The organism is Halorubrum ejinorense (genome assembly GCF_055389685.1).
Map to the genome: position 1 here is coordinate 1,933,121 of NZ_AP043777.1, position 24,699 is coordinate 1,957,819.

At 69.4% G+C, this 24,699-nt stretch carries 28 protein-coding genes and 1 tRNA gene; 15 read left to right on the forward strand and 14 right to left on the reverse strand.

What is annotated here, in order from left to right; all coding sequences use genetic code 11:
- The first annotated feature begins 252 nt into the window (after positions 1-252).
- The 4 genes from ACZ5KW_RS11030 (at position 253) to ACZ5KW_RS11045 (ending at position 3,929) form a co-directional block, all read left to right on the forward strand.
- Positions 253-702, forward strand: coding sequence for a DUF6653 family protein (locus tag ACZ5KW_RS11030; protein WP_343776355.1), 450 nt, complete (start codon positions 253-255; stop codon positions 700-702).
- Between the two features lie 82 nt (positions 703-784).
- Positions 785-1,483, forward strand: coding sequence for a P-loop NTPase family protein (locus ACZ5KW_RS11035; protein ID WP_343776357.1), 699 nt, complete (start codon positions 785-787; stop codon positions 1,481-1,483).
- Entirely contained in the window at positions 1,483-1,740 is a 258-nt protein-coding gene (locus tag ACZ5KW_RS11040; protein ID WP_343776358.1) for a DUF8156 family protein, read from the forward strand. The genes ACZ5KW_RS11035 and ACZ5KW_RS11040 overlap by 1 nt, the downstream gene beginning before the upstream one ends.
- 2 nt (positions 1,741-1,742) lie before the next feature.
- A complete protein-coding gene (locus tag ACZ5KW_RS11045) occupies positions 1,743-3,929 on the forward strand; it encodes a type B DNA-directed DNA polymerase (RefSeq protein ID WP_343776360.1) in 2,187 nt (728 codons plus the stop codon).
- Between the two features lie 60 nt (positions 3,930-3,989).
- Here the strand turns inward: ACZ5KW_RS11045 and ACZ5KW_RS11050 are convergent, their stop codons facing one another.
- From ACZ5KW_RS11050 to ACZ5KW_RS11060, 3 genes are all read right to left on the reverse strand, one after another.
- Positions 3,990-5,189: a pyridoxal-phosphate dependent enzyme gene (locus tag ACZ5KW_RS11050; RefSeq protein ID WP_343776362.1), complete on the reverse strand. Its 1,200-nt coding sequence runs from the start codon at positions 5,187-5,189 to the stop codon at positions 3,990-3,992.
- A gap of 333 nt (positions 5,190-5,522) precedes the next feature.
- A tRNA-Ile gene (locus ACZ5KW_RS11055) sits at positions 5,523-5,596 on the reverse strand.
- A gap of 104 nt (positions 5,597-5,700) precedes the next feature.
- Entirely contained in the window at positions 5,701-6,321 is a 621-nt protein-coding gene (locus ACZ5KW_RS11060; protein WP_343776363.1) for an FxsA family protein, read from the reverse strand.
- 179 nt (positions 6,322-6,500) lie between these two features.
- On the opposite strand from ACZ5KW_RS11060, the gene ACZ5KW_RS11065 reads away from it, so the two are divergent.
- Positions 6,501-7,208, forward strand: coding sequence for a DUF1405 domain-containing protein (locus ACZ5KW_RS11065; protein ID WP_343776365.1), 708 nt, complete (start codon positions 6,501-6,503; stop codon positions 7,206-7,208).
- Between the two features lie 84 nt (positions 7,209-7,292).
- Positions 7,293-8,339: an enolase-like domain-containing protein gene (locus tag ACZ5KW_RS11070; protein ID WP_343776367.1), complete on the forward strand. Its 1,047-nt coding sequence runs from the start codon at positions 7,293-7,295 to the stop codon at positions 8,337-8,339.
- A 102-nt stretch (positions 8,340-8,441) separates the two neighbouring features.
- Here ACZ5KW_RS11070 and engB read toward each other — a convergent pair whose 3' ends face one another.
- Positions 8,442-9,062 carry a GTP-binding protein EngB gene (gene engB, locus ACZ5KW_RS11075; protein ID WP_343776369.1) on the reverse strand — a complete coding sequence of 207 codons (621 nt, stop codon included), beginning with the start codon at positions 9,060-9,062 and terminating at the stop codon, positions 8,442-8,444.
- A gap of 79 nt (positions 9,063-9,141) precedes the next feature.
- On the opposite strand from engB, the gene ACZ5KW_RS11080 reads away from it, so the two are divergent.
- Entirely contained in the window at positions 9,142-9,912 is a 771-nt protein-coding gene (locus tag ACZ5KW_RS11080) for a 5-formyltetrahydrofolate cyclo-ligase (protein WP_343776371.1), read from the forward strand.
- 52 nt (positions 9,913-9,964) lie between these two features.
- On the opposite strand, the gene ACZ5KW_RS11085 is transcribed toward ACZ5KW_RS11080, so the two are convergent.
- Both ACZ5KW_RS11085 and ACZ5KW_RS11090 read right to left on the reverse strand, forming a co-directional pair.
- A complete protein-coding gene (locus ACZ5KW_RS11085; protein ID WP_343776373.1) occupies positions 9,965-10,168 on the reverse strand; it encodes a DUF8106 domain-containing protein in 204 nt (67 codons plus the stop codon).
- A gap of 239 nt (positions 10,169-10,407) precedes the next feature.
- Positions 10,408-11,502: an archaeosine biosynthesis radical SAM protein RaSEA gene (locus ACZ5KW_RS11090; protein WP_343776375.1), complete on the reverse strand. Its 1,095-nt coding sequence runs from the start codon at positions 11,500-11,502 to the stop codon at positions 10,408-10,410.
- A gap of 264 nt (positions 11,503-11,766) precedes the next feature.
- On the opposite strand from ACZ5KW_RS11090, the gene ACZ5KW_RS11095 reads away from it, so the two are divergent.
- Complete coding sequence (locus tag ACZ5KW_RS11095) at positions 11,767-13,647, forward strand: bifunctional metallophosphatase/5'-nucleotidase (RefSeq protein ID WP_343776980.1); 1,881 nt, start codon at positions 11,767-11,769, stop codon at positions 13,645-13,647.
- A gap of 25 nt (positions 13,648-13,672) precedes the next feature.
- Here ACZ5KW_RS11095 and ACZ5KW_RS11100 read toward each other — a convergent pair whose 3' ends face one another.
- Entirely contained in the window at positions 13,673-14,119 is a 447-nt protein-coding gene (locus tag ACZ5KW_RS11100) for a hypothetical protein (protein WP_343776377.1), read from the reverse strand.
- A 278-nt stretch (positions 14,120-14,397) separates the two neighbouring features.
- Between ACZ5KW_RS11100 and ACZ5KW_RS11105 the strand changes: the two genes are divergently transcribed.
- The 4 genes from ACZ5KW_RS11105 (at position 14,398) to ACZ5KW_RS11120 (ending at position 17,568) form a co-directional block, all read left to right on the forward strand.
- A complete protein-coding gene (locus tag ACZ5KW_RS11105; protein ID WP_343776379.1) occupies positions 14,398-16,329 on the forward strand; it encodes an aldehyde ferredoxin oxidoreductase family protein in 1,932 nt (643 codons plus the stop codon).
- A gap of 78 nt (positions 16,330-16,407) precedes the next feature.
- Positions 16,408-16,740 (forward strand): DUF8066 domain-containing protein, encoded by a 333-nt coding sequence (locus ACZ5KW_RS11110; protein ID WP_343776381.1) that lies wholly within the window; start codon positions 16,408-16,410, stop codon positions 16,738-16,740.
- Between the two features lie 38 nt (positions 16,741-16,778).
- Positions 16,779-17,147 carry a DUF8147 domain-containing protein gene (locus ACZ5KW_RS11115; RefSeq protein ID WP_343776383.1) on the forward strand — a complete coding sequence of 123 codons (369 nt, stop codon included), beginning with the start codon at positions 16,779-16,781 and terminating at the stop codon, positions 17,145-17,147.
- Between the two features lie 193 nt (positions 17,148-17,340).
- Positions 17,341-17,568, forward strand: a complete 228-nt coding sequence (locus tag ACZ5KW_RS11120; RefSeq protein WP_343776385.1) for a hypothetical protein — start codon at positions 17,341-17,343, stop codon at positions 17,566-17,568.
- 215 nt (positions 17,569-17,783) lie between these two features.
- Here the strand turns inward: ACZ5KW_RS11120 and ACZ5KW_RS11125 are convergent, their stop codons facing one another.
- The 5 genes from ACZ5KW_RS11125 to ACZ5KW_RS11145 are packed head-to-tail and all read right to left on the reverse strand — an operon-like array spanning position 17,784 to position 20,718.
- On the reverse strand, positions 17,784-18,140 hold the full coding sequence (locus tag ACZ5KW_RS11125; RefSeq protein WP_343776387.1) for an AzlD domain-containing protein: 357 nt from the start codon (positions 18,138-18,140) through the stop codon (positions 17,784-17,786).
- On the reverse strand, positions 18,137-18,826 hold the full coding sequence (locus ACZ5KW_RS11130) for an AzlC family ABC transporter permease (protein WP_343776389.1): 690 nt from the start codon (positions 18,824-18,826) through the stop codon (positions 18,137-18,139). Before ACZ5KW_RS11130 ends, ACZ5KW_RS11125 begins: the two co-directional genes overlap by 4 nt.
- A gap of 2 nt (positions 18,827-18,828) precedes the next feature.
- The gene (locus ACZ5KW_RS11135) at positions 18,829-19,671 is read right to left on the reverse strand and encodes an RNA methyltransferase (protein WP_343776391.1); all 843 of its coding nucleotides are present in this window, start codon (positions 19,669-19,671) and stop codon (positions 18,829-18,831) included.
- Entirely contained in the window at positions 19,668-20,261 is a 594-nt protein-coding gene (locus tag ACZ5KW_RS11140) for a hypothetical protein (RefSeq protein WP_343776393.1), read from the reverse strand. Before ACZ5KW_RS11140 ends, ACZ5KW_RS11135 begins: the two co-directional genes overlap by 4 nt.
- A gap of 58 nt (positions 20,262-20,319) precedes the next feature.
- The gene (locus tag ACZ5KW_RS11145) at positions 20,320-20,718 is read right to left on the reverse strand and encodes a hypothetical protein (RefSeq protein WP_343776395.1); all 399 of its coding nucleotides are present in this window, start codon (positions 20,716-20,718) and stop codon (positions 20,320-20,322) included.
- 134 nt (positions 20,719-20,852) lie between these two features.
- Here ACZ5KW_RS11145 and ACZ5KW_RS11150 point away from each other — a divergent pair, with 134 nt between their 5' ends.
- Positions 20,853-21,383, forward strand: a complete 531-nt coding sequence (locus ACZ5KW_RS11150; RefSeq protein WP_343776397.1) for a DUF192 domain-containing protein — start codon at positions 20,853-20,855, stop codon at positions 21,381-21,383.
- Between the two features lie 7 nt (positions 21,384-21,390).
- Here the strand turns inward: ACZ5KW_RS11150 and ACZ5KW_RS11155 are convergent, their stop codons facing one another.
- Positions 21,391-21,621, reverse strand: coding sequence for a hypothetical protein (locus ACZ5KW_RS11155; protein ID WP_343776398.1), 231 nt, complete (start codon positions 21,619-21,621; stop codon positions 21,391-21,393).
- A gap of 212 nt (positions 21,622-21,833) precedes the next feature.
- Here ACZ5KW_RS11155 and ACZ5KW_RS11160 point away from each other — a divergent pair, with 212 nt between their 5' ends.
- Positions 21,834-23,075, forward strand: a complete 1,242-nt coding sequence (locus ACZ5KW_RS11160) for a dihydropteroate synthase (RefSeq protein ID WP_343776400.1) — start codon at positions 21,834-21,836, stop codon at positions 23,073-23,075.
- Positions 23,076-23,249: 174 nt separating this feature from the next.
- Positions 23,250-23,951: a 6-hydroxymethylpterin diphosphokinase MptE-like protein gene (locus ACZ5KW_RS11165; protein ID WP_343776402.1), complete on the forward strand. Its 702-nt coding sequence runs from the start codon at positions 23,250-23,252 to the stop codon at positions 23,949-23,951.
- A 148-nt stretch (positions 23,952-24,099) separates the two neighbouring features.
- Here the strand turns inward: ACZ5KW_RS11165 and ACZ5KW_RS11170 are convergent, their stop codons facing one another.
- Positions 24,100-24,648, reverse strand: a complete 549-nt coding sequence (locus ACZ5KW_RS11170) for a hypothetical protein (protein WP_343776404.1) — start codon at positions 24,646-24,648, stop codon at positions 24,100-24,102.
- Positions 24,649-24,699 lie beyond the last annotated feature (51 nt).

The following is a 24,699-nucleotide window of genomic DNA, read 5'->3' on the forward strand; positions in this document are numbered from 1 at the left end:
GAATCGCAGGACGAGACTCCCCGACTTCTAGAACAAGTCGTCAACGGACCCCTAATTCCGCCCCGATCACGCCGAGGACCTCGTGCGCTGGTTTGCCCGTGGCAGATCCGGCCATGACAACGTCCTCGTCGGCGTCTCCCGGCGGGAGGCGAGCCGCCGCGAACTCGCCGAGACGGTCGAAAATCACCACACACGCCTCGACACTTCCCGACGCAGACGAAGCTATTTGCTCGCTCGGAGAAACGCTCACGCATGGCCCCCACCCTGCCGGACGACTTCGAAGAGCGGTTCTGGCGCCGCCACTCCAATCCGAAGAGCGGCTGGAGTCGCACGGTCCTGCTGCCGGCGCTCCTCTTCGCCGTCTATCACCGGAGATGGCGACTCGCGGGCGCCGCGCTCCTGTTCACCGCGGTGAACCCGATCCTGTTCTCCCCGCCGGACGACGACGACGCCTGGATGACCCGCGTGGTGCTGGCCGAGCGCTGGTGGACGCGCGAGCGGAAGGCGGGCGTCTTCGACCGCGCGTACCCGAACTGGCTCAACCTGCTCAACGTTCCCGTCTCGGTGTACGCGTTCGTCGCCGCGTACCGTCGCCGACCCCTCCGGGCCGGCCTCGCCGGAGCGCTCGCGATGGCACTGAAGTTCTGGTACGTCGGCGCGCTGGTCCGCCGGTACGACGACGCCGACCCGCGGGAGGACTGACCGCGACCCGCCGCTCGCCACTTCCACTTTCACTCCCCGCGTATGGCTCACCCCTTTTTACCGTCTTCCCGTCGGCACGCACATGTCCACTCGTTCCGACCGACCGATCGCGGACCTCCCGGACCTCGCGCCGGGGGTCACGCTCGTCGACGTCGACGACGACCTCGGCGTCGCGCCCGTTCAGGCGCTGCTGCTCGACCGCGTGCTCGGGAGCGACGGCCCGGCGTTCTGGGTCGACGGCGCGAACCGAGCGAACACGACGCGCCTCCGCGAGCTCGCGCCGGCCGACCGCGTCCTCGACCGCGTCGAGGTGGCCCGCGGGTTCACGGCGCACCAGCACACGGCGCTGCTCGACCGGCTGGCCGGCCGGCTCGCGGCCCGGGCGTCGCCGTCGGTCGTCCTCGCGACCGGCCTCGACGCGCGCTACCGCGACGCCGACGTCGACGGCGAGCTGGCCGAGGCGATGTTCGTCCGCGCCGTCGCGTCGGTCGCGCGCGTCGCCCGCCTCCACGACGCCCCCGTCCTCGTGACGCGCTGCCGCGACGACGAGCTCTCGCGCCCGCTCCGCCGCGCCGCCGCGACGCACCTCACCTGCCGGGCGACGGCGTTCGGCCCGCGCTTCGAGGGCGCCGCGGGCGAGGCGGAGACCCTCGTGTACCACGGGGCCGACGGCTGGATACAGACGACGCTCGCGTACTGGCGCGAGGTCCTCGAACACCGCGCCCGGATGCACGAGTCGGCGGCGCTCGACCGCCCGGCCGCCGCGACGGGGGTCCGCTGATGGGCCGGACGACCCCGACGTACCGGGACCGGCTAACCGCGCTCGAAGACGAGTGGGGGCCGTTCCGCCGCGCGCTGCGCCGCGGGGACCAGCAGCGGTTCGACCGGCTGTTCGCTCACGCCCGCGACCGCGCGGACGCCGCCGGCCACCTCAACCACGCCGACCCGCTGGCGCCGGTGTGGATGGCGGTCGCGCTCGAACAGGAGCGCCGCATCGCCGAGCTCGAGTCGCGGGTCGACGCCCTCGACGACGCGTAGCCGTGGTCCTCACGGTCGACTTCCTCGACGACGGTCGCGTGGCCGAGTGGCGGCTCGCGTCGGACGGCGCCGACCGCGAGGTCCGCGAGAGCTACCGCCCGACGCTGTTCGTCGGCGACCCGGTCGACGACCTCTACGGGCGCGCGGGCGGCCCCGACCCGACGCCGCCGGCCCGCGACGGGCTCTCTGACGCGCTGTGTGACCTCCGGTCGTTCCTCGACGGGCAGGCGGCGGTCGACGCGCTCGACGTCGAGTCGCACCGCCAGACGTTCCGGACGACCGCCCGCCCGCTCCTCCGCGTCGACGCGGCGTCGATCGACGCCGTCCGGACGATCGCGAAGCGGGTCCGCGGGTTCGACCGCCCGGACGCGTACACCTGCTACGACGTCGATCTCACGCGGGAACTCCGGTACTGCCTCGAAACGGACGCGCCGGCCGCGCCCGACCGCGAGGTCCGCGATCTCCGGGCCATGCGCTTGGAACGTCCCCGCCACGAGTCGGGCGTCGAGTCGCTCCCGCACCTCACGGTCGACGGCGAGCGGGTCGGGTCGTCGCCGGGCGAGGTCGTCGCGGGCGTCCGGGCGGCCCTCGACGACCGCGACCCGGACGTGCTGATCGCGTCGACCGCCGACCTCGTCCCGCTGCTGTTCGAGGCGGCCGACGCCGTCGGCGTCGACCTCGCACTCGGCCGCCGACCGGGGTACGCGAAGCTCGCCGGCGAGTCGACGTACACCTCCTACGGGCGGGTGGGCCACTCGCCCGCGCGGTACGCGGTGCCCGGGCGCGTCGTCGTCGACGAGTCCAACTCCTTCTTCTACCACGAGTCGGGACTCGAGGGGTGTCTCGACCTCGTCGAACGCTCGGGATTACCCCTCCAAGAGCTCGGCTGGGCCTCCATCGGTCGGGTGTTGACGGCGATGCAGATCCGCGAGGCGCGGCGCCGCGACGTGGTCGTCCCCTGGCGGGCGTGGCGCCCGGAGCTGTTCAAGTCGGCTGCGACGCTCGACGACGCCGACCGCGGCGGAACGACGCTCGCCCCGGAGGTCGGCGTCCACGAGGACGTCCACGAGCTCGACTTCGCGTCGCTGTACCCGAACATCATCCGGACGCGCAACCTCTCGCCCGAGACCGTCCGGTGCGGGTGTTGCGAGACCGACGACGTCCCGGAACTGGGCTACTCGGTCTGCGACCGCGACGGCTACCTGCCGGACGTGCTGGGGCCCCTCATCGACGCCCGGAGCGAGATCAAAGCGGACCTGGCCGACGCCGACGGTGACGAGCGGGAGCGGCTGGCGGCCGCCTCGTCGGCGATCAAGTGGATCCTCGTCTCCTGTTTCGGGTATCAGGGGTTCAGCAACGCGAAGTTCGGCCGTATCGAGTGTCACGAGGCGATCAACGCGTACGCCCGCGAGATCCTCCTCGACGCGAAGGGTGCGCTGGAGGCGGCCGGGTGGCGCGTCCTCCACGGCATCGTCGACTCCATCTGGGTGACGCCCGCCGAGGGCCGCGAGCAGCGCCCCCTGACCGCGGTCGCCGACGAGATAAGCCAGGAGGCCGGCGTCGAGTTGGAGTACGAGTGCGCGTTCGACTGGGTGGCGTTCTGTCCGACCCGAAACTCGCAGTCGGGCGCGCTGACGCGCTACTTCGGGAGGCGACGCGGCGCGCCGTACCCCGAGACCGGGCTCGGCGACGCGGTCAAGACCCGCGGGATCGAGGGCCGGCAGCGCTCGACCCCGGCGTGGGTCGAGGACGTCCAGCGCGAGGCGCTCCGCGTCTTCGACGAGACGCGCTCGCCGGAGGCGGTGTGCGACGCATTCCGGCGGCGACTCCGCGAACTGCGCGCGGGCGATGCGGACCACGCCGACCTCGTCGTCGACAACCGCGTGTCGAAGACCGTCGGCGACTACTCGCGCGAGACCCTCACCGTGGCCGCGCTGAAACGGGCGCAGACCGAGGGGGCCGGACTGGCCCCCGGGCAGACGGTCCGGTACGTCGTCGTCGACGCGGACGCCCGCGGTCCGGCGCGCGTCCGACTGGCGTTCGAGGACGTCGACCGCTACGACGCCGCGTGGTACGAGGACGCCGCCGTGCGCGCCGTCGAGAGCGTGCTGGCTCCGGTCGGGTGGCGCGACGGGGACATCGAGCGGTACCTCTCCGGAACCCGGAACGAGACGCTGGCGAGCTACTGACACGGGGGCGCGGCCGGTCCCGCGGAGCACCTCCCCGAGCGACGTCGGCGCGCTCGACCGTCAGGACACTACCTCGCGGACCGCGTCGGGGACGTCGGTCCGGTCGACCTCCCGAACGGACGAGATATCGGTGTCGGACGTCCCGTACTTGTACCCCGATCCGGTCAGTATCGCGGCGACGTCGTCGTCGGAACCGAACTCGCCGGACGCGGTGAGCTCCCGGACGGCGGCCGTGGCCACGGCGCAGGACGGCTCGACGGAGACGCCGGCGTCGGCCGCGAGCCGGTCCCGCTCGGAGATCATCACCTCCTCGGCGACGGAGACGACGCCGCCGCCCGTCTCCGCGACGGCGGCCAGCGCCCGGTTCCCGCTCGGCGGATCGGCGTTGTTGATCGAGACGGCCGCGGTCGGTTCGCCCTCGACGGACTCGACGCGCGACGCCCCGCGTCGATACGCCTGTGCGATCGGGTCGCACCGCGCGGCCTGCGCGAGGTAGATCCGCGGCACCGCCGAGAGCAGTCCGGCCGCGTCCAGTTCCCGAAGCGCCTTCCACACGCCGCTCGCCTGCCCGCCGCTGCTGACCGGCAAGACGATCGCGTCGGGCGCGTCGGGGGCGAACGCCTCGCAGATCTCGTACGCGACCGTCTTCTGTCCGGCCACACGGAGCGGGGCGTCCGAGTTGAGGAACGCGGCGCCGAGGTCGCGTTCGAGGGTGTCGTCGTAGAGCCGCCCGTAGTCGCCGCGGACTCGAAACAGGTGCGGGTCGTGTTGGGCGATCATCGCGAGCCGGGAGTCGGGTGTGTCCTCGGCCACGAGGATGATCGCCTCCCGGTCGACCGCCGCCGCGTGCGCGGCGACGCTCAGCGCCATGTTGCCGTGGGAGACCGTTCCGACCGGGCCCTCGAGCCGACTGATGCCGACGGCCGTCCCCCGGTCCTTGAAGCTCCCCGTCGGGTTGACGCCCTCAACCTTGAGGTGAACCCGAGGGCCGTCCGGCGATTCCATCGACGGGGCGCGGAACAGCGGCGTTCCGCCCGCGGCGGCGGCGAGCCCGTCGGGCACCGTCGCGGGAAGCACGGACTCGTAGCGCCAGAGCGTGTCTCGGCCGAGCGACACGCCGCCCGCCGTCGCTCCGCTCGCGTCGCGCCAGTCGAACCCCGCGGCGTCGGTCTCGAACCAGAGCGGCTCGCCGCAGCGACAGCGCGCCGCGTCGCCGAAGGGGAACGTCTCCCCGCAGTCGTAACACGTCAGCTGCTCCATACCCCTCTCTCACGGGCGGTGTACAAATGGTTAGTTGCGAGCGTCGACCGAGGCTCAGGAGGTCGTCGGGCCACAAACGCGCTCACGACTGAACTCAGTCGAACGGTGAACGTCGCGGTGAGACGGCTACCTCGGCCGATGTCGAGCCGCTCCCGTTCGTGCCGAGATTGCCTCTGCCACCGCGGATCGGGGGGCGGTGGTGACTACCGCGGTAATTCCTGCTCGGACAAGACACGCTATCAGCGCCTCTAGCGGTGTATAACGACGAAATTGGGTGGCTGGGGAGTCCCAGCCCACCAATCCCGCACGGCCGAAGACCGTGCGCGTTGTAGGTGGGCCAACACGGATTTGAACCGTGGACCTCCCGGTTATCAGCCGAGCGCTCAACCTGACTGAGCTATTGGCCCAGGTGAGCGCATTCAATCGTTGCGCGGGTAGGATTTTAAGGGTTTCCTTTCGCGAGTCGCCCCGCCGTGTGGCGGTTTCACGCGGCGTCTGGAGGCCGGCGTCGTCAGTCGGTTCCGGTCCGCTCCTCCTCCTCGACGCTGAAGTCGACGTCGACGACGTCGTCGTCGGCCGCCGAACTCCCGCCGGCCGCGTCGCCGGCGTCGTGGCCGCCCCCGTCACCGCCCGAAAACCCGTCTGAACCGTCGCCGGGGCCGCCGCCGGGGAAGCCGGCGCCGCCCATCGAGAAGCCGTCCTCGCCGTCGTTCGGGAAGCCGCCGACGTACACGTTCCCCGAGAAGAAGCCGTCCGTCTCCTTCTCGATGTACGGGACGACGACGTACTTCTTCAGGGCCATCCGGATCGGGACCCGCGAGAGCGGCAGCGCGAGCAGGAACCCGACCGCGTCGGTGACGAGCCCGGGGGTGAGCAGGAACGCGCCCGCGGCGATCAACAGCCCGCCGTCGAGCAGTTCGTCGGTCGGCGGCGTCCCTTGCGCCAGCTTGCGCTGGACGCGTGCGAGGGTCGCGCGCCCCTCGGCGCGCAACAGGAGCATTCCGAGGACGGCCGTCAACACGACGAGCGCGACCGTCACGGCCCACCCGAGCCGCGTCGCGACCACGATCAGAAACAGCGCGTCCACGAGGGGGACGACGAGTAGCAGCGCGAGCAGCGTTCGCGGGCGCATGGCCCCGCCTTCCCGCCGGGCGCTCATAGCCCTTTTCCTCGCGGCGGCCGGCGGACCCCCTACGCCGGCGCGGCTCGCGACCCGATCTCACCCCGCCACGGCCGCCGATTCGGGCTCGGTCCCCCGGCCGCGTCCGCCGCGACCGCCACGGCTTTGCCCGCCCGGTCCGAGCCGGCGGTATGGACATCGTCGGCGCGCTCGGACGCGATCCGCCGGACCGCGAGTCGCTGCCGCGGTGGGTCGCGCCCCTCCCGGAGTGGCTGGAGGACGTCGCCTTCCGCTTCGCGTGGGTCATCGTCGCCATCAACCTCGTCGGCACCGCCTTCGGCTTCTGGTACTATCGGTTCCAGTTTCAGGCCCTCCCGACCGAGATGTGGATCTTCATTCCGGACAGCCCCGGCGCGACGCTGCTCATCGCCGTCGCGCTCGGCGCGTGGGCGCTCGGCAGATCGAGCGACACGCTCGCCGCACTCGCCTTCTTCGGCAACGTCAAGCTCGGGCTGTGGACGCCGTACGTCCTGATCGTCTTCTCCCCGCAGTTCCTCGCGAACTCGGGCCCGGCGCTGTACGCGTTCCTCCTCGTGAGCCACCTCGGAATGGTCGTTCAGGCGTTCGTCCTCCACCGCATCACCGACTTCCCGCTCCGCGCGGTCGCGGTCGCGGCCGCGTGGTACACCGTCGACCTGCTGATGGACTACTTCGTCCCCTTGACGGGCGAGGTGACCCACACGTCGCTCCCGTACGCCGACGCCGAGCCGTGGCTCACCACGACCGTGTTACAGGTCGCGGCGGCGGGCGCGGTCGCGCTCACCGTGGTCCCGCTGTTCTGGATGCTCGCTACTCGGATCGCGACGCTTCGGAACGCCGCGCCCGAGACCTTCGCTTGAGCCGGGCCGCCACCTCCTCGAGTCGCGCCGTCTCGGGTCTCCTCGCCGTTTCGATTTAAGTCACGGCGCCCCGTCTGTGGTCCCATGAGCCACTACAGGCGGATCGCTGACCTCCCGGTGACCATCGAGTCCGTCGGCCGCCGGCGGTACGTCGCGAACACGACGAGCGGCTTCGAGCGGACGACCACGGAGTTCCGCCTCACCGGCGACGGCGTCGTCGGCCGCGGCGAGGACGTGACCTACGAGACGCCCGACCACGACGCGCTCGTCGGGACGGACCCGATCGACATCGAGGGCGAGTGGACGATCGACTCCCTGTCGGATCGGCTCGACGAGATCGATCTGTTCCGCGAGAAGCCGCCGGAACAGGAAACCTCTCGCAACTACCGCCGCTGGGCGGTCGAGAGCGCGGCGCTCGACCTGGCGCTCCGCCAGCGCGAGGAGTCGTTGGGCGAGTGCCTCGGGATCGAGCCCGACCCGGTCCGCTTCGTCGTCTCCACGCGGCTCGGCGACCCGCCGTCGACCGAGCGGGTCGAGGACCTGCTCGCGCTCGACGCGGACCTCGAGTTCAAGCTCGACCCGACGCCGGAGTGGCCCGAGGCGGCGTTCGAGACGCTCCGAAAGACCGAGGCCGTCCGCGTCCTCGATCTGAAGGGCTGGTACGAGGGGACCGAGGTCGACGTCGAGCCCGACCCGGAGCTGTACCGCGACGTGTTCGCGGCGTTCCCGGCCGCGGTCGTCGAGGACGCGGCGTTCACCCCGCAGACGAGCGCGCTCGTCGAACCGCAGGCCGACCGCCTCTCGTTCGACTACCCGATCGACGGCGTCGAGAGCCTCGAGTCGCTCCCGGTCGAACCGGGGTGGTGTAACATCAAGCCCTCGCGGTTCGGCACGCTCGAATCGCTGTTCGAGACCATCGAATACTGCGAGCGTGAAGGGATCGAGATGTACGGCGGCGGGCAGTTCGAACTCGCCAGCGGGCGCACCGCGATCCAGACGCTCGCCGCCCTCTGTTACCCCGGCGCGCCGAACGACGTGGCGCCCGGCGCGTTCAACGACCCCGACGCCGAGCCGCCGTACCCCGAGAGCCCGCTCCGGCCCGGCCGCGACGCGGTCGGGTTCGAGTTCTGAGCGGGCGCGAGCCCGACGGTTCTGGACTCGATTGGGTACAAACTGAACTGCGGCGCGCGCGGCTGGGGCTTCGTAAATCTCGCCGCTCTCCGGTTCAGCTGCTCACGAGACGAACTTCAGCAGGTCGTCGCGGTTGTGGTCGTGGAACCGCGTTCGGAGACACTCCTCTAACGCCTCGATGTCGCCGCGCTTCGCGCACATCGGCGCCACGCGGTCCGACCACTGCTGCCACGGCGGGTAGAGCCCGAGGCGGTCGCAGATCTCGTCGAGCCGTTCGTCGAGGTCGTCGATCTTGTCGGTCTTGTTCACCGCCACGATGGGCTCGACGCCGACGTCTTCGAGGAAGCCGAACATCTCCACGTCGTGGGGGATGTTCCCGCGCTCGGTGTGGCGGTCGATGATGTCGACCGCGGCCTTCCCGTCCATCACGACGACGCCGGCGAGGATCGAGTCCGCGTTGTCCTCGAGGTAGCGGACGATGTCCGTCTTGATCTGCTCGCGGTGTTCGTCCTCGACGCCGGACATGAACCCGAAGCCGGGCAGGTCGGTGAACATGAACCCCTCGCTGGCCCAGTCGAAGTGGTTGGGCTGTCGAGTGACGCCCGGCTTGCTCCCGGTCGAGAAATCGTGCCCCGTCAGCTCGCGCATCAGCGTGGACTTGCCGACGTTCGAGCGCCCCACGAGGACGACCTCGGCGTCGCGGTCCGGCCGGTCTTCGAACATGTCCGCCCCTGTGCGCCTGAACGGGTTAAAAGGCGCGTCGCGGCGGCGACTACTTACCGGCGGCTCTCCATCGGTCGACATGGACAAACAGGCCGTCCGCGACGCGGTGTGGGACGCCTTCGACGAGGGCGATCAGGCCCGGTTCCCGTTCCCGCCGCACGACCGCATCCCCAACTTCGCCGGGGCCGACGCGGCGGCGGACCGTCTCACGGCGACCGCGGCGTGGAGGTCGGCCGCGACGCTGAAGGCCAACCCCGACGCGCCGCAGCTCCCGGTCCGTCGGGCCGCGCTCCGCGCCGGCAAGACCGTTTACGTCGCGCAGCCCCGGCTCCGCGACCCGGATCCCTTCCTCCGGCTCGACCCGACGGAGATCCCGCCGGACGAGATCGACGACGCGACCACGGTCTCCGGCATCTCCGAGTACGGGACGCCCACCGCTCCCGAGGATCACCCGCACGTCGACCTGATAGTCGCGGGTTCCGTCGGCGTCGCGACGGACGGCGCCCGGATCGGCAAAGGCGAGGGGTACAGCGACCTCGAGTGGGCGGTCCTCCGCGAACTCGACGCGGTCGACAGCGACACGACGGTCGCGACGACCGTTCACGAACTCTCCGTCCTCGACGGGCCCGAGTCGGCGGTCGGCGGCGACGTGTCGGCTGCGGACGGACCGACGGTGCTCCCGAAGCCCGACGCACACGACGTCCCGCTCGACGTGGTGGTCACGCCCGAGCGAACCATCCGGACCGAGACGCCGCACGGCCGACCGGACGGCGTCGACTGGGACGCCCTCGACGAGGAGAAACTGGACGCGATCCCGGTGCTCGCAGAGCGGGCCCCGGAAGCGAACTGACGGATCTCCGTCGAAAGCGGAGGGAAAGAGGGACAGGCTCGGTTCGATTCGGTCAGTCGGCGGGCTGTGGCGTCGGCGCTGACCGCTCGGAGCGGTGGTCGGCGACGTGGCCGCACTCCGGACAAACGATCGTGCGCCCGTCGCTGTCGCTGACGACGAGCCAACCGTCCGTGAGGGCGCTCTCGAAGTGACACTCCGCACAGAAGAGGACCGACTTCCCGCGGGAGGACCGGGGACCGCTGGCGTCTGCGTTCATACACACCCGTAGGTGCCGAAGCTATAAGGGTCTTTTTCGACCTGATCGTTCGGCATGATCGGGGTTCACATGACGGTGTCTATCACGAAATCCCGCAGAACAGATCATTCATTTCTAAAACCGGAAGTGTATTGATCGCGAACTGTCACCATCGTCCCGGAATAGACCCGCTCGCCTTCGACGCCCCGTAGTCTCGTCGCGCCGCGGTCTCGTCGCGCCGCGGTCTCGTCGCGCCGCAGCTACCGCGCTAACGGCATGTTGTAGCTCGTCTCCGCCTCCATCACGTACTCCCACGTCGCCTCGCACTCGCAGGACACCTGGTCGAAGACGCTCGGGTCCTGGCGTTTGTCGAAGTCCTTGATGGCGGTCTGGACGCGGTCGTCACACTCGCCGCAGTTGTGCGCCCCGCGGTCGGAACCGTGTCCGACGGGGTCTGAGACGACGATTGCGTCCACGTCGGCAGTCGCTTCTAACACGTGTGCGACCGACCAGAGCCACGGCGGGCGGTAGCCGCCCTCGAAGAACAGTTCGTCCACCATCGTGTAGCGCTGGACGTTCGTCGGGTTCATCGAGACGGTGTGACACCCCTCGACGTCGGCGCACCGACGGATCGAGTCGATCATGTCGGCGGCGGCCTCCGGCTCCGCGAGGAAGGGCGGTTTCATCAAAAGGTACGCCTTGATCCCCACGGCCGCGTCGAAGTCGTCGTCGGCCGCGGCGGCCTCGGCGCAGGCGTCCTCGAAGTCGGCGAAATCGAAGTACTTGTTCACGCAGTCGTGGCGCACGCGGTCGGTCGCGGTCTCCAGTCCGACCGCCACGTCGGTCGCGATGCCGTGGTCCGCGAAGTCGGCGATCTTCTCGCGGTCGACGAAGTCCGGCAGCGACTCGACGACGATCCGGTCCCGGTCGGCGAACGTCTCGGCGATGGCGCGCCGCGTCTCGGCGGGCACCTCGCGCTCGTCGAGGAAGGAGCCGGACGTGTATATCTTGATCAGCTCCGCCGGCTCGTCCGCCTCCTCGGCCTCGTGGTCGAGACACGCGTCGATCTGCGTCATGAGGTCCTCGTGGGCGACGCTGCCGCCTTCGACCGACTCGGCGACGTAGCCGCACATCGTACAGCCGCCCGCGCGGGCCCACCGACAGCCGCCGGTGTTTAAGATGATCGTCAGGGAGTTCACCACGCCGTCTGGCGTGTTGTCCTCGTCGATCCACACGCGGGTGGGCTCCGTCGGGTCGTACGTCTCCGAGCGCTCGGCGCGGATGTCGCGCATCACGGCGTTGTGCGCGTCCATCCCGCGCCCCTGCTCGTACGCGTCGGGGCTCGGTTGGCTCATTGTCGGGGAAAGCGGACGAGCGCGTAAAGCGGTGTCGTCATCGCCGACCGGTCGGTCTCAGAAGGGTGATCGGCCTCGGGGGACCAGTCGCCGGTTGGAGACGGAGCGGCGCCGCTTCCGGGCCTCGAATCCTGATCGAGCATTCGAGTAGCGTTGTAAAAAGTCTCATCAATACAAATATATACTAATCTATAGAAAGATTTTAGAAACGCCGCTAAGTGAAAGAAACTGATGTCACGGGACCGTGACTACGGACGGCGTGACGTGTTGCGAGCGGGTGGAATCGTACTGGGCGGGTCGTTCGTTTCCGGATCGGCGACGGCCGCGGACGGGGCGACGACGCTCACAGTCCTGTCGTACAACGACATTCAGACGGCGGCGGCGGAGGACAAGAACTTCCCGCGGCTGGTGACGCTCATCGAACAGCGCCGGGCGGCGGCGGACGGCCCGGTCGTCGTGGTCGGCGGCGGCGACCAAGTGGGCCCGCACGCGCTCAGCCCCATCTCGCAGTGGCGCGCACCGGTGGACGTGCTCAACGAGGTCGACCCCGACGCCGACGTGATCGGAAACCACGAGTTCGACTACGGGTTCGACCCCATCTCGGACGTGACGGCGGACTCCGGGTTCCCCTGGCTGGCGACCAACCTCGTCGACAGCGAGACCGGCGATGCGTTCGACGGGACGGAATCCTCCGAAATCGTTAATCGCGGCGGCGTCAGCGTCGGGCTCATCGGGCTTGCCGACCAGGGCGCGACGACCGGCAAGACGAACATCGACTTCGAGGCGGAGGGCGTCACCATCGAGGACTACACCGAGACGGGGCCCGCCGAGGCGAAGCGGCTCAAAGAAGCGGAGGACGTCGACGCCGTCATCGCGCTCGCGCACACGGGTATCGACGACGCCGAGCTCCTCGCGGAGGCCGACGCGGACGACGACATCGACGTCGTGGTCGTCGGCGACGACGAGCAGCGCTATCCGCCCGAAGCGGTCGACGGGTCGATCATCTCGGAGGCGCGGGCCCGCGCGGCCTTCCTCAGCGAGATCGAACTGACGATCGAAGGGGGCGAGGTCACCGGGTTCGACGGGCGGCTGATCGAGGTCACCGACGACATCGAGAAGGACCCCACCGCGTCGCAGATCATCAACGACTACCGTGCGGAGGTGAGCCTCGACTCGCCGGTCGTGGAGACGGAGACGCCGCTCAACGCCACGTTCGGAGCGAACTACCACCGCGAGACCGGCTACGGGAACCTGATCACGGACGCGATGCGCGAGCGCGTCGACGCCGACGCCGCGATCACGAACGCCGGCGGCATCCGCTCCGACTCGGTGTACGGCCCCGGCGAGATCACCGGCGGTGACATCTTCAACACCCTCCCGTTCCCGAACACCGTCGTCTCGCTGGAGCTCACCGGCGAGGAGCTCGTCGAGACGCTGGAGAGTCAGGTCATCACGCTGGAGAGCGAAACCGGGCAGAGCTTCGGCGAGGAGATCTCCCAGCAGACCAGCGGCCTGCGCTTCGAGTGGGTCCCCCACGAGGACGCCGACGAACTGGTCCGCGACGTGTACGTCGGCGGCGAGCCGCTCGACCCCGACGAGACGTACGAAGTGGCCGTCAACAGCTACATCGCGAACGGCGGGAGCGGCTACCCGCTTGAAGACAAGGTGATCGAGGACACGGGAGAGCTTCAGGCGACGACCGTCGTCAACTACCTAGAGGAGAAGGAGACGATCGCGCCGGAGCCCGAGGGCCGGATGCAGCGCGTCGACCGCGACCTCCCCGACGCCGCCGTCACCGTCGACGGGAACGGCAAGGTGGTCGCGCAGTTCGACGCGCCCGACGACGTCGAGTCGGTCGCGGAGGACACCGCCACCGTGTGGACGCCCGAGGGCGACCACCTCGACGCCGAACACGTCGCATTCGACGAGGGCGACGAGCGGCTGGTCGTCCGCGTCGACGACGGCGACCTCGCGGACACTGTCGAGGACGCGGATGACGGCGACGAGCTCCCGCTCGACCTCTACGCGGAGTACGAGTCGAGCGAGTACGAGCAGATCTACTTCGAGCGCTCGCGGCTGAACGCCGACCTGACGGCGACCGTGCGGCGGCGGGGGCGAGGCCGCGCGGGTCCGCCGGGGCGCTGACCACGGCGACGCCGCAAGATCGGTCTCAGCCGCTCGTCGGTGCCTGCGGGTCTTCGGTGACGGTGCCGACGGCCGCGCCGACGACCGCACCGACGGCGTTGACGCCGGCGTCGCGCCACGCGAACGACCGCCACGGGATCGGCGCCTGAACGAGTTCGATCCCGAACCCGAACGCGGCCGCGCCGACGACCGCGAGGGCGACTCCCCGACGACCTCGCGGGGCGACCGGAACGAGCAGGGCCGCTATGAGCGCGTACCCGGCGAAGTGAAACGGTTCCGTCAGACCGACGCCGGCCGGGAGCGTCGCGACGACGGGGTCGAGAAGGCCGTCTCCACTCGTCGACGACCCCGCCGGGACCGGGACGACCGACCCGACGAACACTGCGAGCGCGGCGGCGATTGCCTTTGTCCGGTCGGGTCCGACCGCCCGGTCGCGTCGAACCGCTCGCTCGCGGTCGTCTCGGTCGGTCACGCCCGGGGTTCGACTCGCCGGCAATTATGCGCTGCGACTCCGCCACTTCTCGCGGTCGCACCGCGATCTCGGCCGAAACCGTTCGTTCGCACCGTCCGCTCGCCGGGGCGTGGCAACCGTCCGCACCGCACCGCGGTCGGCGACTATCTCACCGCGGCGTGCGCGGTTTATTTATAAAAATTGACGGACCGGGATACCATGCGACGTAACCCTTTCCGGTTGCTCTCGGAGGTGAACATCTAACACGCTGTGGTCCGTCTATAATGAACGAGCATTACATGACTGAAATGGGCGGCTACAGAGACCGTGTGGCACAGGTCGATCTCGGCGGTGGCGGGGTCAGCTACCGCGGGATCGACGACGACGACGCGGAGAAGTACATCGGCGCGCGCGGGCTCGGCGTCAAGTACGTCTTCGATCAGGGCCCGGACGTCGACCCGATGGGTCCGGAGAACCGACTGGCGTTCATGACCGGCCCGCTGACGGGCACGCAGACCGTGATGAGCGGCCGGATCGCGCTGGTGACGAAGTCGCCGCTGACCGGAACGGTCACCGACTCGCACCACGGCGGCTGGTCCGGGGCGCGACTCAAGTGGGCCGGCCTCGACGGGATCCTACTCGACGGCGAGAGCGACGAGCCGGTCTACCTGTTCGTCGAGGACGGCGACGTCGAGGTACGCGACGCCTCGCACCTCTGGGGACAGGGCGTCCACGACACCATCGACCAGATCGGCGAGGAGGTCGACGGGAAGGTCGGTCGAGACCTCTCCGTGATGGCGATCGGACAGGGCGGCGAGAACGGCGTCCGCTACGCCTGCGTGATCAACGAGGACGACCGCGCCTCGGGCCGCGGCGGCACCGGCGCCGTCATGGGCGCCAAGAACGTGAAAGCGGTCGTCGTGAAAAGCGGGACCGACATGCCGAAGCCGGCCGACCCGGAGACGTTCCAGGAGGGATATCAGCAGGCGATGGAGGTCATCCGGGAGTCCGACGTGACCGCGCCCAACGAGGGCGGGCTCTCGATGTACGGGACGAACGTCCTGATGAACGCGACCGAGGAAATGGACGGGCTCCCGACGAAGAACGCCAAACACACATCGACCGAGGCGTACAACGAGGCCGAGGGCGTCGACATCGAGGCCGAGCGCGTCTCCGGCGAGAACGTCCGCGAGAACATCCTCGTCGACGAGCCGACCTGTCACTCCTGTCCGGTCGCGTGTAAGAAGGAGGTCGAGGTCAACGTCGAGCACAAGGGACAGGAGATGAACGTCCGCACGGAGTCGTACGAGTACGAGTCCGCGTGGGCGCTCGGCCCGAACTCGGGTCACTCCGACCGCGACGAGATCGCGCTGATGCTCCAGCGCTGTAACGACCTCGGCATCGACACCATCGAGGCCGGCAACATGATGGCGATGGCGATGGAGATGAGCGAGGAGGGCAAACTCGACGACGTCGGCACCCTCGACTGGGGCGACTCCGAGACGATGATCGACCTCCTCGACGAGATCGGTCACCGCTCCTCGGACCTCGGCGACCTCCTCGCGGAGGGTCCGGAGCGCGTCGCCGACGCGAAGGACGCGCACGGCAACAAGCTCTCCGTCAAGGGCCAGACGATGGCCGCCTACGACCCGCGCTGTATGAAGGGAATGGCGATCGCGTACGCGACCTCGAACCGCGGCGCCTGCCACCTGCGCGGGTACACGCCGGCCGCCGAGATCCTCGGCATTCCGGAGAAGGTCGACCCGTACGAGTGGGAGGGGAAGGGCGAACTCACCGCCACCTTCCAGGACCTCCACGCGGTCTCGGACTCGTTCGACATCTGTAAGTTCAGCGCGTTCGCCGAGGGTATCGAGGAGTACGTCCTCCAGTACAACGGCATGACCGGCCGCGACCTCTCGGAGGACGAGCTGTTCGAGGCCGGCGAGCGCATCTACAACCTCGAACGCTACTACAACAACCTCGTCGGCTTCGCCGGCGCGGAGGACACGCTGCCGAACCGCTTCGTCGAGGGCCACCCGGACGCCATTCCCGGCACGGGCGCCAGCGAGGGCGAACTCGTCGAACTCGACCAGCTGAAGGCCGAGTACTACGAGACCCGCGGCTGGGTCGACGGCGTCGTCCCCGACGAGAAGCTCGCCGATCTGGGCATCGACATCGGCCCCGGCACCGGCGTCTCCGCGGGCGACTCCGCGGCTCCGGCAGACGACTGAGGACGGCCGCGTTCCGGTCGGCCCGAGCCGTTCGGTTCCGCGTTTATTTTTAAGTGGCTCGCGGCGATAGCGGTGCCTATGCCGCACGACCCGCTCTCTCCCGCCGAGGCCCTCCGCACGCGCGCCGGTACCGCGCTCACGGCGGTGAGCCTGTTCGTGTTCGTCTACTCACTGCTGATCGTCGGCCAGATCCTGCTCGGCGTCTGGACCGTCCTCGTGCTCACCGTCGGTCCATACCTCTCGTACCGTCTGTTCGCGGCGCTCGACTCGCTCGCCGACGGCGCCCAGCGGATCGCCGCCGCCCGCGAGCGCGAGGCCGACGGCAGCTCTCGGTTCGAGCGTCCCACCGAACGCGGCGCCGGCGAGACGCGCGACCGGCCGTCGGATCGCGCGACCGAGCGCGAGCGCTGACGCGACCGTTTATCCCCCCTCGCCGCGATCGGGTGGGCATGAACTGGCGACTCGTCGCGACGCTCGGAGTCGGCGTGACCGCGTTCCTCGCCGTGAGCGCGACGCTCACCGCCCTCCTCGAGCCGACGATCGAGTTCTCCGCGCTCGTCGGGCTGCCCGTCGGCCTCCTCTTCGGGGCGGCCGCGGCGGTCGCGACGCGGGTCCGCCTCTGGAACTCGTCGACGGCCCGGCCGGCTCTCCTCGGCGTCGCTGCGGTCGGCTACGCGCTCTGCGTCGTCGCGGCAGCCTCCTACGCGGTCTCGTCGGTCCGCGGGTTCGTGACCGTCGAGCGAGCGCTCGTCGCCGCGGGACTCGCCGGCGTCGTCGTCTTCGCATTCGCGAGGCTTCGACCCGATCGATTCGAGTGAGTACGACCGAGAGACACCGTTGAATCCCTCGAATCTGGAACAAACAGCGTGCCGAATAGAGGGCGCGTATCGGTCAGGCGTACGTCCGGAGACGAACAGGCACATCAGTAGGTTCGGCACCGCTCACGGGGGTGCTGCGAGCGAAGGGAAATCGGCAAGAAGGCACTTATTCGAAGCGCGCTCAACGGTTTCCGTGGCTGACTTTCTCTTGGTCGGGACGGGGCTCGTACTGATCTTAACGGGTGGATTGGCCGTGATAAATCACCCCCTCGTGGACAAGTTCAATCGCGTCGTGAAATCGTGGGGAACGAAACGGAGGGCGGCTGACATCGAGATGAGCGTCGTGTCGATTACGATCGGCAGGGTCGCGGGCACGTTCATCACGCTGTTCGGAGTTGGAGTCACCCTCGGCGGGTTGTGATTCACGGACCCGGTCGCGCGACCGCGCACCGTCTGAACTGAGAAGAGGGTAATTCGCCCGCTCACCGAGACATCGGACCTCGGTGAGCGGCCGACTACGCCCTCGATACTCACACGATCAGGAACGGATCTCACACGTTGGGGATTTCAGCAAAGCCGCCCGAGACGATCCGAGCGACTGAACGCGATCCGCGGCCCGGAGCCGACCCACGCGCCTCACGCGAACAGGACGAACCGGAACAGCCACAGCGTCGTCATGCCGGTCGCGATGGTCGCGAACACGTTCTCGGTCCGCCACGCGACGGCGCCCGCGACGACGCCGGCGATGAGCCGCTCGTCGAGCAGGGTGGCGGCGACCGACGGCCGCAGCGTCATCAGATCCGGGAGGACGAGCGCCGCCAACACCGCCGGCGGCACGTACCGCAGCGGACGCTGGATCCGCGTCGGGACCTCGTCGATCCGCCCGAACAGGTGGATGAAGGAGAGCCGGATCGCGTACGTGAGGACGCCGATCGCGGCGATGGCGACCCAAGCGCGCGGAGACGCGACGAGCGCGCCGAGACCGCCCGTCACCGTCCCGTCACCTCCGTCACTAACCCGGCCGCGACGCCGCTGAGGGCGCCGACGAGCAGGCCGAGGTTGAGCGGAAGCCCGGCCGCGACGACCGCGACCGCACCGCCGATGACGCCGGCGACGGTGGTGGGCCGGTCCTTCATCGCCGGGACCAGCAGCGCGAGGAACACGAGCGGGACCGCGAAGGTGAGCCCCAGCGAGTCCGGCACGCCGGCGCCGAGGACGACCCCGGCGACGGTCCCGACCTGCCAGACGATCCACAGCGACGCGGCCGCGCCGAGGTAGTAGCGCCACCGGCTGCGCGACGCGTTCTCCTCGAACTCGGCGACCGAGAGCGCGTACGCCTGATCGGTGAGCAGGTACGCGAGCCCCGCGCGCAGTCGACGGCCGTACTCCGAGAAGTACGGCGCGATCGACGCCGAGTACATTAGCATTCGGAGGTTGATCACGACCGCCGTCCCGACGACGACCGCCAGCGGCGCGTTCTCACCGAGCAGGTCCAACGCGGCCAGTTGGGAGGCGCCGGCGAACACGATCACCGACATCCCGACCGCCTCCGCGAGACCGAGCCCGGCGTCGACGGCGGCGATGCCTGCGACCAGCGCGAACGGGACGATGCCGAGCATCAGCGGCGACACGTCGCGCACGCCGGCGAGCAGGTCGTCGTCGAGGAGCGAGCCGCGCACGGCTATCCCTCCGGCGGGTAGACGGGCTCGTCGTACTTCGCCGCGAGGTGGTCGGCGTGGTCCAGCTTCGTGTTGGCCTTCCGGAAAGTGCCGAGCAGCGAGTGGATCTCGCGTTCGGTCGGGTGCGCGCGACCGAGGAGTCTGCGCATCAGCAGGGCGTTCTTCTCGCGGACGTGGTCGCGGGCGCCCGTCGCGGCGAGGAACTCGTCGAAGAACTCGTGGAAGCGCTCCACGTCGTTCTCCGGCGCACGCGTCACCTCGGTGTCGGGAAGCTGCGTCTCGTCGACGGAGAGCTCGCGGAGTTCGTACAACAGCACCGTCGCCGCCTGCCCGAGGTTGAGGACGGGGTAGTCGTCGCTGGCGGGAATCGAGCAGACCTCGTCGAGCCGGGAGAGCTCCTCGTTGTTGAGCCCGCGGCCCTCACGGCCGAAGACGATGGCGGTGGGAGCGTCGACGGTCTTCAGCGACTCGCGTAGTTCGGCGGGCGTCTTGAACGGGTACCGCTCGTGGCTGCGGTCGTCCTCGCCGGTGATGGCCGTGGTGCCGACGGTGTGGTAGTTCGCCACGACCTCGTCGAAGGTGACCTCCTCGGCGTTCGGCAGCACGTCCTCGCGGGCGTGGCCGGCGAAGCCGTACGCCTCGCCGTCCTCCGGGATCTCCGGCGGGTTCACGAGCTTGAGCTCCGAGAGGCCGAAGTTCTTCATCGCTCGCGCGATGGTGCCGACGTTGCCCGGCGTCTCGGGCTCGACGACGACCACGACGGGCTTTTTCCGCTCCCTCGGCGGCTCCGCGTCGTCGTCGTCCGAGCCCCCCGGAGACTCCGTCCCCTCCTCGTCGCCGCTCATCGGTCGGACGGATAGTCGGTCGAGAGGTCGAGATCGGAGTCGGCGAGGTCCGACTCCGTCAGCTGTTCGTCCTCGTCTCGGGGCTCTTGGCCCGCGAGCTCGAGGATGTCGATCCGGTCGCCGTCGAAGTCCGCTTCGATCCGCTCTTGAACCTCCTGCTGGTCGGGGAGCTCCGGCAGGCCGCCGGGGTCCTCCTCGACGTGTTCGACGGAGCCGAACCCCTCGGGCGACTCGTTGCCGGCGGCGACCCACTCGTGGAAGCGGTCGGCGAACTCGACCGACCCCTTGTGTTCGCTGCCGCCCGCCTCGCGGAACCAGTAAATCAGGTCGGGCTCGTGTTCGGGACAGAGCAGCACCTCCCCTTCGGGCTCGCCGTACACGATCTCCGCCTCCCGACAGCGGTGGATATCCTCTTCGCCGTGCTCGAGGTAACAGACGTCGCAGGGCTCCTCCACGAGAGAGACGAGCCGTACGAGCCGCTCTCGCGGGTCCTCCGGAATCTCGTCGAGGGGTTTCAGCTCCCCGTCGTCGCTGAATATCTCGTCCTCCTCGAAGCGCCAGCCGCGGAGGCCGATACTCACTTTCGCCATGTCACACGCTACGCTCCGGCGGCGATAAAAGCGCGTCCTTCCCGGACGGTTACGCCCGTTACGCGGCGAGACGCGCTAGCCCCGTGGCGTAGAACCGGATCGCGGCCGCCGCCGACTCGTTGCCCGGTCGGTCCACCGCCCCGGAGAAGCCGGGGTAGTCGACGACGAGGAACGCGAGGCTCAGGACCACCGCGAGCGCGCCGAAGCCGAGCGCTACCCGGTGGCGCGTCTCCGTCGAGAGTCCGAGGCGACCGCTGACTCGCTCGACCGCGAAGACGCCGGCGAACAGCAGTGCGAGCCCGACCCCGGAGACGTGACTCCCGCCGGCGGCGGACGCCTGATACAAGAGGAGCCCAGACAGCGAGACGGCCCCGCCGACGACGATAGCCGCGCCGCCGAGGACGGCCCCGTTGTCGGGGGCACCTCGGGGCGTCTCGCGGTCGCTTGAACCGGCCATGTCGGTAGCTGTCGGTCCACGGGCATAATCCTCGCGAAGGTGATCGGGGCGACGGAGCCTCGTCGCCCCGGCCGTCGTTCTCGATCCCCGCGACGACGCGGTCGCTTATATACGCGAGGCCCCTCGTCGATACCATGCGACGGCGACGCCTCCTCGGGCTGACCGCGACCGCGACCGTCGGGACCGCGGCCGGGTGTCTGGGCGACGGCTCGACGGGCGACGATTCAACGGGCGACGGGACCGATCCCGAGTGGCCGACGGGCACGTACGCGGACTACGAGACGACCACCGTGACCGCGGAGACGCCCGAGGGCGACGAACTCGGAGCGGTGACGGCCGCGATCGCGGACTCCCGGAAGAAACGGCTCCTCGGACTCAGCGACGCCGAGTCGCTCCCCGAGGACGGTGGCATGCTGTTCGTCTACGACGCTCCCCGAGACTCGCTCACCTACGTGATGCGACGGATGAGCTTCGGGATCGACATCGTCTACGCCGACGGTGACCGAGAGATAGTCGAGATCCACAACGCGCCGGAACCCGGGCCGAACGAGGACGGCGAGGAACAGCGGTATCCCGGATCGGGGCAGTACGTGCTCGAAGTCCCCTACGAGTGGACCGACCGGCACGACGTGTCGGTCGGGGACTCGCTGTCGTTCGACCGGTGATCGCGTCTCAGCGGGGTCGCTCGGCCGCGGCCGCGTCGAGCGCTATCAGGTCCGAACCACGGGCGACGTTCACCGCGAGGACGACGCTCATGACCGCGAACAGCGCCACGACCGCGAGGGCGAAGACGCCGACGCCGACCGTGACGAGGGGTTGACTCCCGAGGAGTTCGGCCCCTATCGTCGTGAGCAGGGCGGCCAACGCGAGTCCGAGCAGTCGATTCTCTGATTTCGTGTACATGCTTCAGATACGTGCTCGACGGCATTAAGACGTGTCCGACGACTGCCGTCGTGTCTCACACTGACACGTCTCGCGACGGTTTCGGGGGGGATCTGCGGTCCGTCTCCGACCGACGCTCGGGCGCCGCTCCGCGCAGACCACCACTTGGTCGTCCTGCCTCGACGTCGGCGGTCACTCCCCCAGTTTATGTCGCTCGCGCCCGTGGTGATCGTATGCGAAATGTGGACGCCGCGGGGCTCGGAATCGGCGACGATCACCCGCCCCGGATCATGGGCGTACTCAACGTCTCCGAGGAGTCTCCCTACGACCCGAGCGTGTACGACGACCCCGGCGAGGCGGCCGCGTACGTCGACGAGGAACTGATCGGCGAGGGCGCCGACATCGTCGACGTGGGCCTCGAGTCGGCCAACAAGGACCTCGACGTGCTCTCGGCCGAACAGGAACTGGACCGGCTCGACACCGCGGTCGAGACTCTCGAATCCACCTCCGGCGACGCCGTCTGGTCGATCGAGACGCGGTACCACGAGGTCGCCGACGAGGCGATCTCGCGCGGCTTCGACATGGTCAACGACATCTGCGGCTTCGCCGACTCCGAGATGCCGCGAGTCTGTCGCGAACACGACGTGGCGGTCTCGAAGATGGCCTCGCCGCCGGACCTCGAACGGCCGGGCGCCATCGAGGACGTCGACGAGATCTACGAGGCCCTGTCGATGAACGGTCTCACCGACAAGACGATCCTCGACCCCGCGTTCGGCGGCTGGTCGGTCGAGAAGACCCACGAGGACGACCGCGAGACGTTCCACCGCCTGCGTGAGTTCCGCGGCTACGGTCGCCCGCTCCTCGTGTCGATCAACCGCAAGAGCTTCCTCCGGACCATCGCCGGCCGCAGCACCGAGGCGGCGCTGCCGGTCTCGCTCGCCGCCACGTCGATGGCGGTCGAGCGCGGCGCCCACGTGATCCGGACGCACGACGTGGCCGAGACGCGGGACGCCGCGCTGGTCGGCGCCGAGTTCGCTCGGGACCGCTACCGCTCCGGCGGCGGCGCCGACGGGGTCGCCGTCGAGGAACTGGACGTGACGAGCGTCGCCGAAGCCCGGCGCCACCTCGACCGGCTCGGCGCGGCGGGGGTCACCGACGACGGCCGGAGCGTCGCGAGCAGCGCGGTCGTTCACACCTTCGAACTGACCGGCCTCGACGACCCGGCCGTCGGCGCGCTGCGCGCCGCGACCGTCGGCGGCGACGCGACCGGCGCCGCGTTCGCGCTCGGCGATCCGGCGGCGACCGAGACCGCTCCCTCGGCGGCCGACGGCGGAACCGACGCCGGAGCCCCCGAGGACCGCCGTGGCCTCCTGATCGGGACGCCAGCGGCCGTCGATTCGGTTCGAGAGGCCGTTTCCGGCGCTTCGAAGCCGCTCGACGCCGCACTCGACGGAATCGACCTCCACGTGAGTTAAGAGAAAGTTTATGCCCTCGTGTAGACAACCGATCGACCGGACGCCGGAGGGGCACGCGGGTAGGGGTACTCTGTGCCACTCCGGGCCATACCATATCTCGACCGACGAGCGGCGGCGCCGTCTCGCGTCGTCCCCGACAGGCGTTGCGGCGGCCCTGCCGGCCGGAGGCCGCCGATGAACTTCGAGACCTTCGAGCCGGTCTACGAGTCGATCCTCGCGGACTTCGGCTTCGACCGGGGCGCGGACGAGCGCGCGCGCGACGTGGCCGCCGATCTCGCGACACCGTTCCCGCTCGACAGGCTCGACGACTGGCGGGGCGAGACCGTCGCGGTCGCGGGCGCGGCCCCGAGCCTCGGCGACGAGGTCGCGACCGCCCGCGACGCCGACGTCGTCGTCGCCGCCTCCACGGCGGCCGACGTGCTCGCAGATCGCGGCGTCACGGTCGACTGTATGGTCACCGACCTCGACAAGAACCCGGATACCGCGGCGGCGTTGACCCGGCAGGGTGTCCCCGTCGCCGCACACGCTCACGGCGACAACGTCCCGGCGGTCCGCGAGTGGCTCCCGCGCTTCGCCGACGAGTGGACGCTGGCGACCACGCAGGCGGCCCCAGTCGGCGTGGTCGCGAACTTCGGGGGGTTCACCGACGGCGACCGCGCCGCGTTCCTCGCCGATCACCTTGGCGCCGGCGAACTCGTCTTCCCGGGGTGGGACTTCGACGACCCCGACGTCGACCCGATGAAGGCGCGGAAGCTCGACTGGGCGGCCCGGCTCCTGCGCTGGCTCGAACGCCGCCGCGGCGAGCGGTTCGCGGTCTTAGACGGGCGACGAGAAGAGGCCGACGCGGCGCTCGGGGAGAGCCTCGGGGACGGTTAGGAACTTTCGGCGCCGTTGAACTCCGATCTGTTCGGCACCCTTCTCGGTGGAAGCGCTGTTCCGTCGGGGCGTCCCTCTCGTAGCCCCCGTTAACTGGACCGACGTGCTCTCCCTATCGAGGGGTCCCGTCCTTCCACGTCTCCCGAGTTCACCGCTCTTCTCCGACGAACCTCACTTCGATATCGTTTCGTTGGATATGGACGTTATGCTCCGGACTAATCCCCTTATCGTCGGCCGGTCCCGCTTCCCACGCGCTCTCTGGCACGTCGAACGTCTTCTGAAGGGCCACGTCGTCCCCACGTACTTCGAGTTCGCTGACGTACGTCGCGGGGCGCGAAATCGCGATCACCATGTATTCGTTCGTTGAAATGGTTCCTTCACCCCCGAACACCAGCGTTCGTTCTCCTCCGTCGTCGACCGCGAGCGAGATCTCGACCGGACTCTCACAGTCGTTGTATATCTCCACCCCGTGTACGTCGTCAGTGCCTTTCGGCTCCGCTCCGAAAACCACCTCGGCAAACGGCTCCTGGCCGGGGTACGAGCGAGCGAACTCGCTCGTGCGTTTTTCGACCGGCAGTTCACCCGTCCGGGTGAAGGTGAACCTCGATTCCGCCGCCCTTCCTCGTATCGACGCACAGCCGCCGAGTGGGAGGGTTAGCGCGGCTCCGCTAAATCGGAGCACCTGACGGCGTTCCATACTCCGCGATTCGTGTCAAATAGCAAAAACCCGTTGGAAAGTAAAACATCC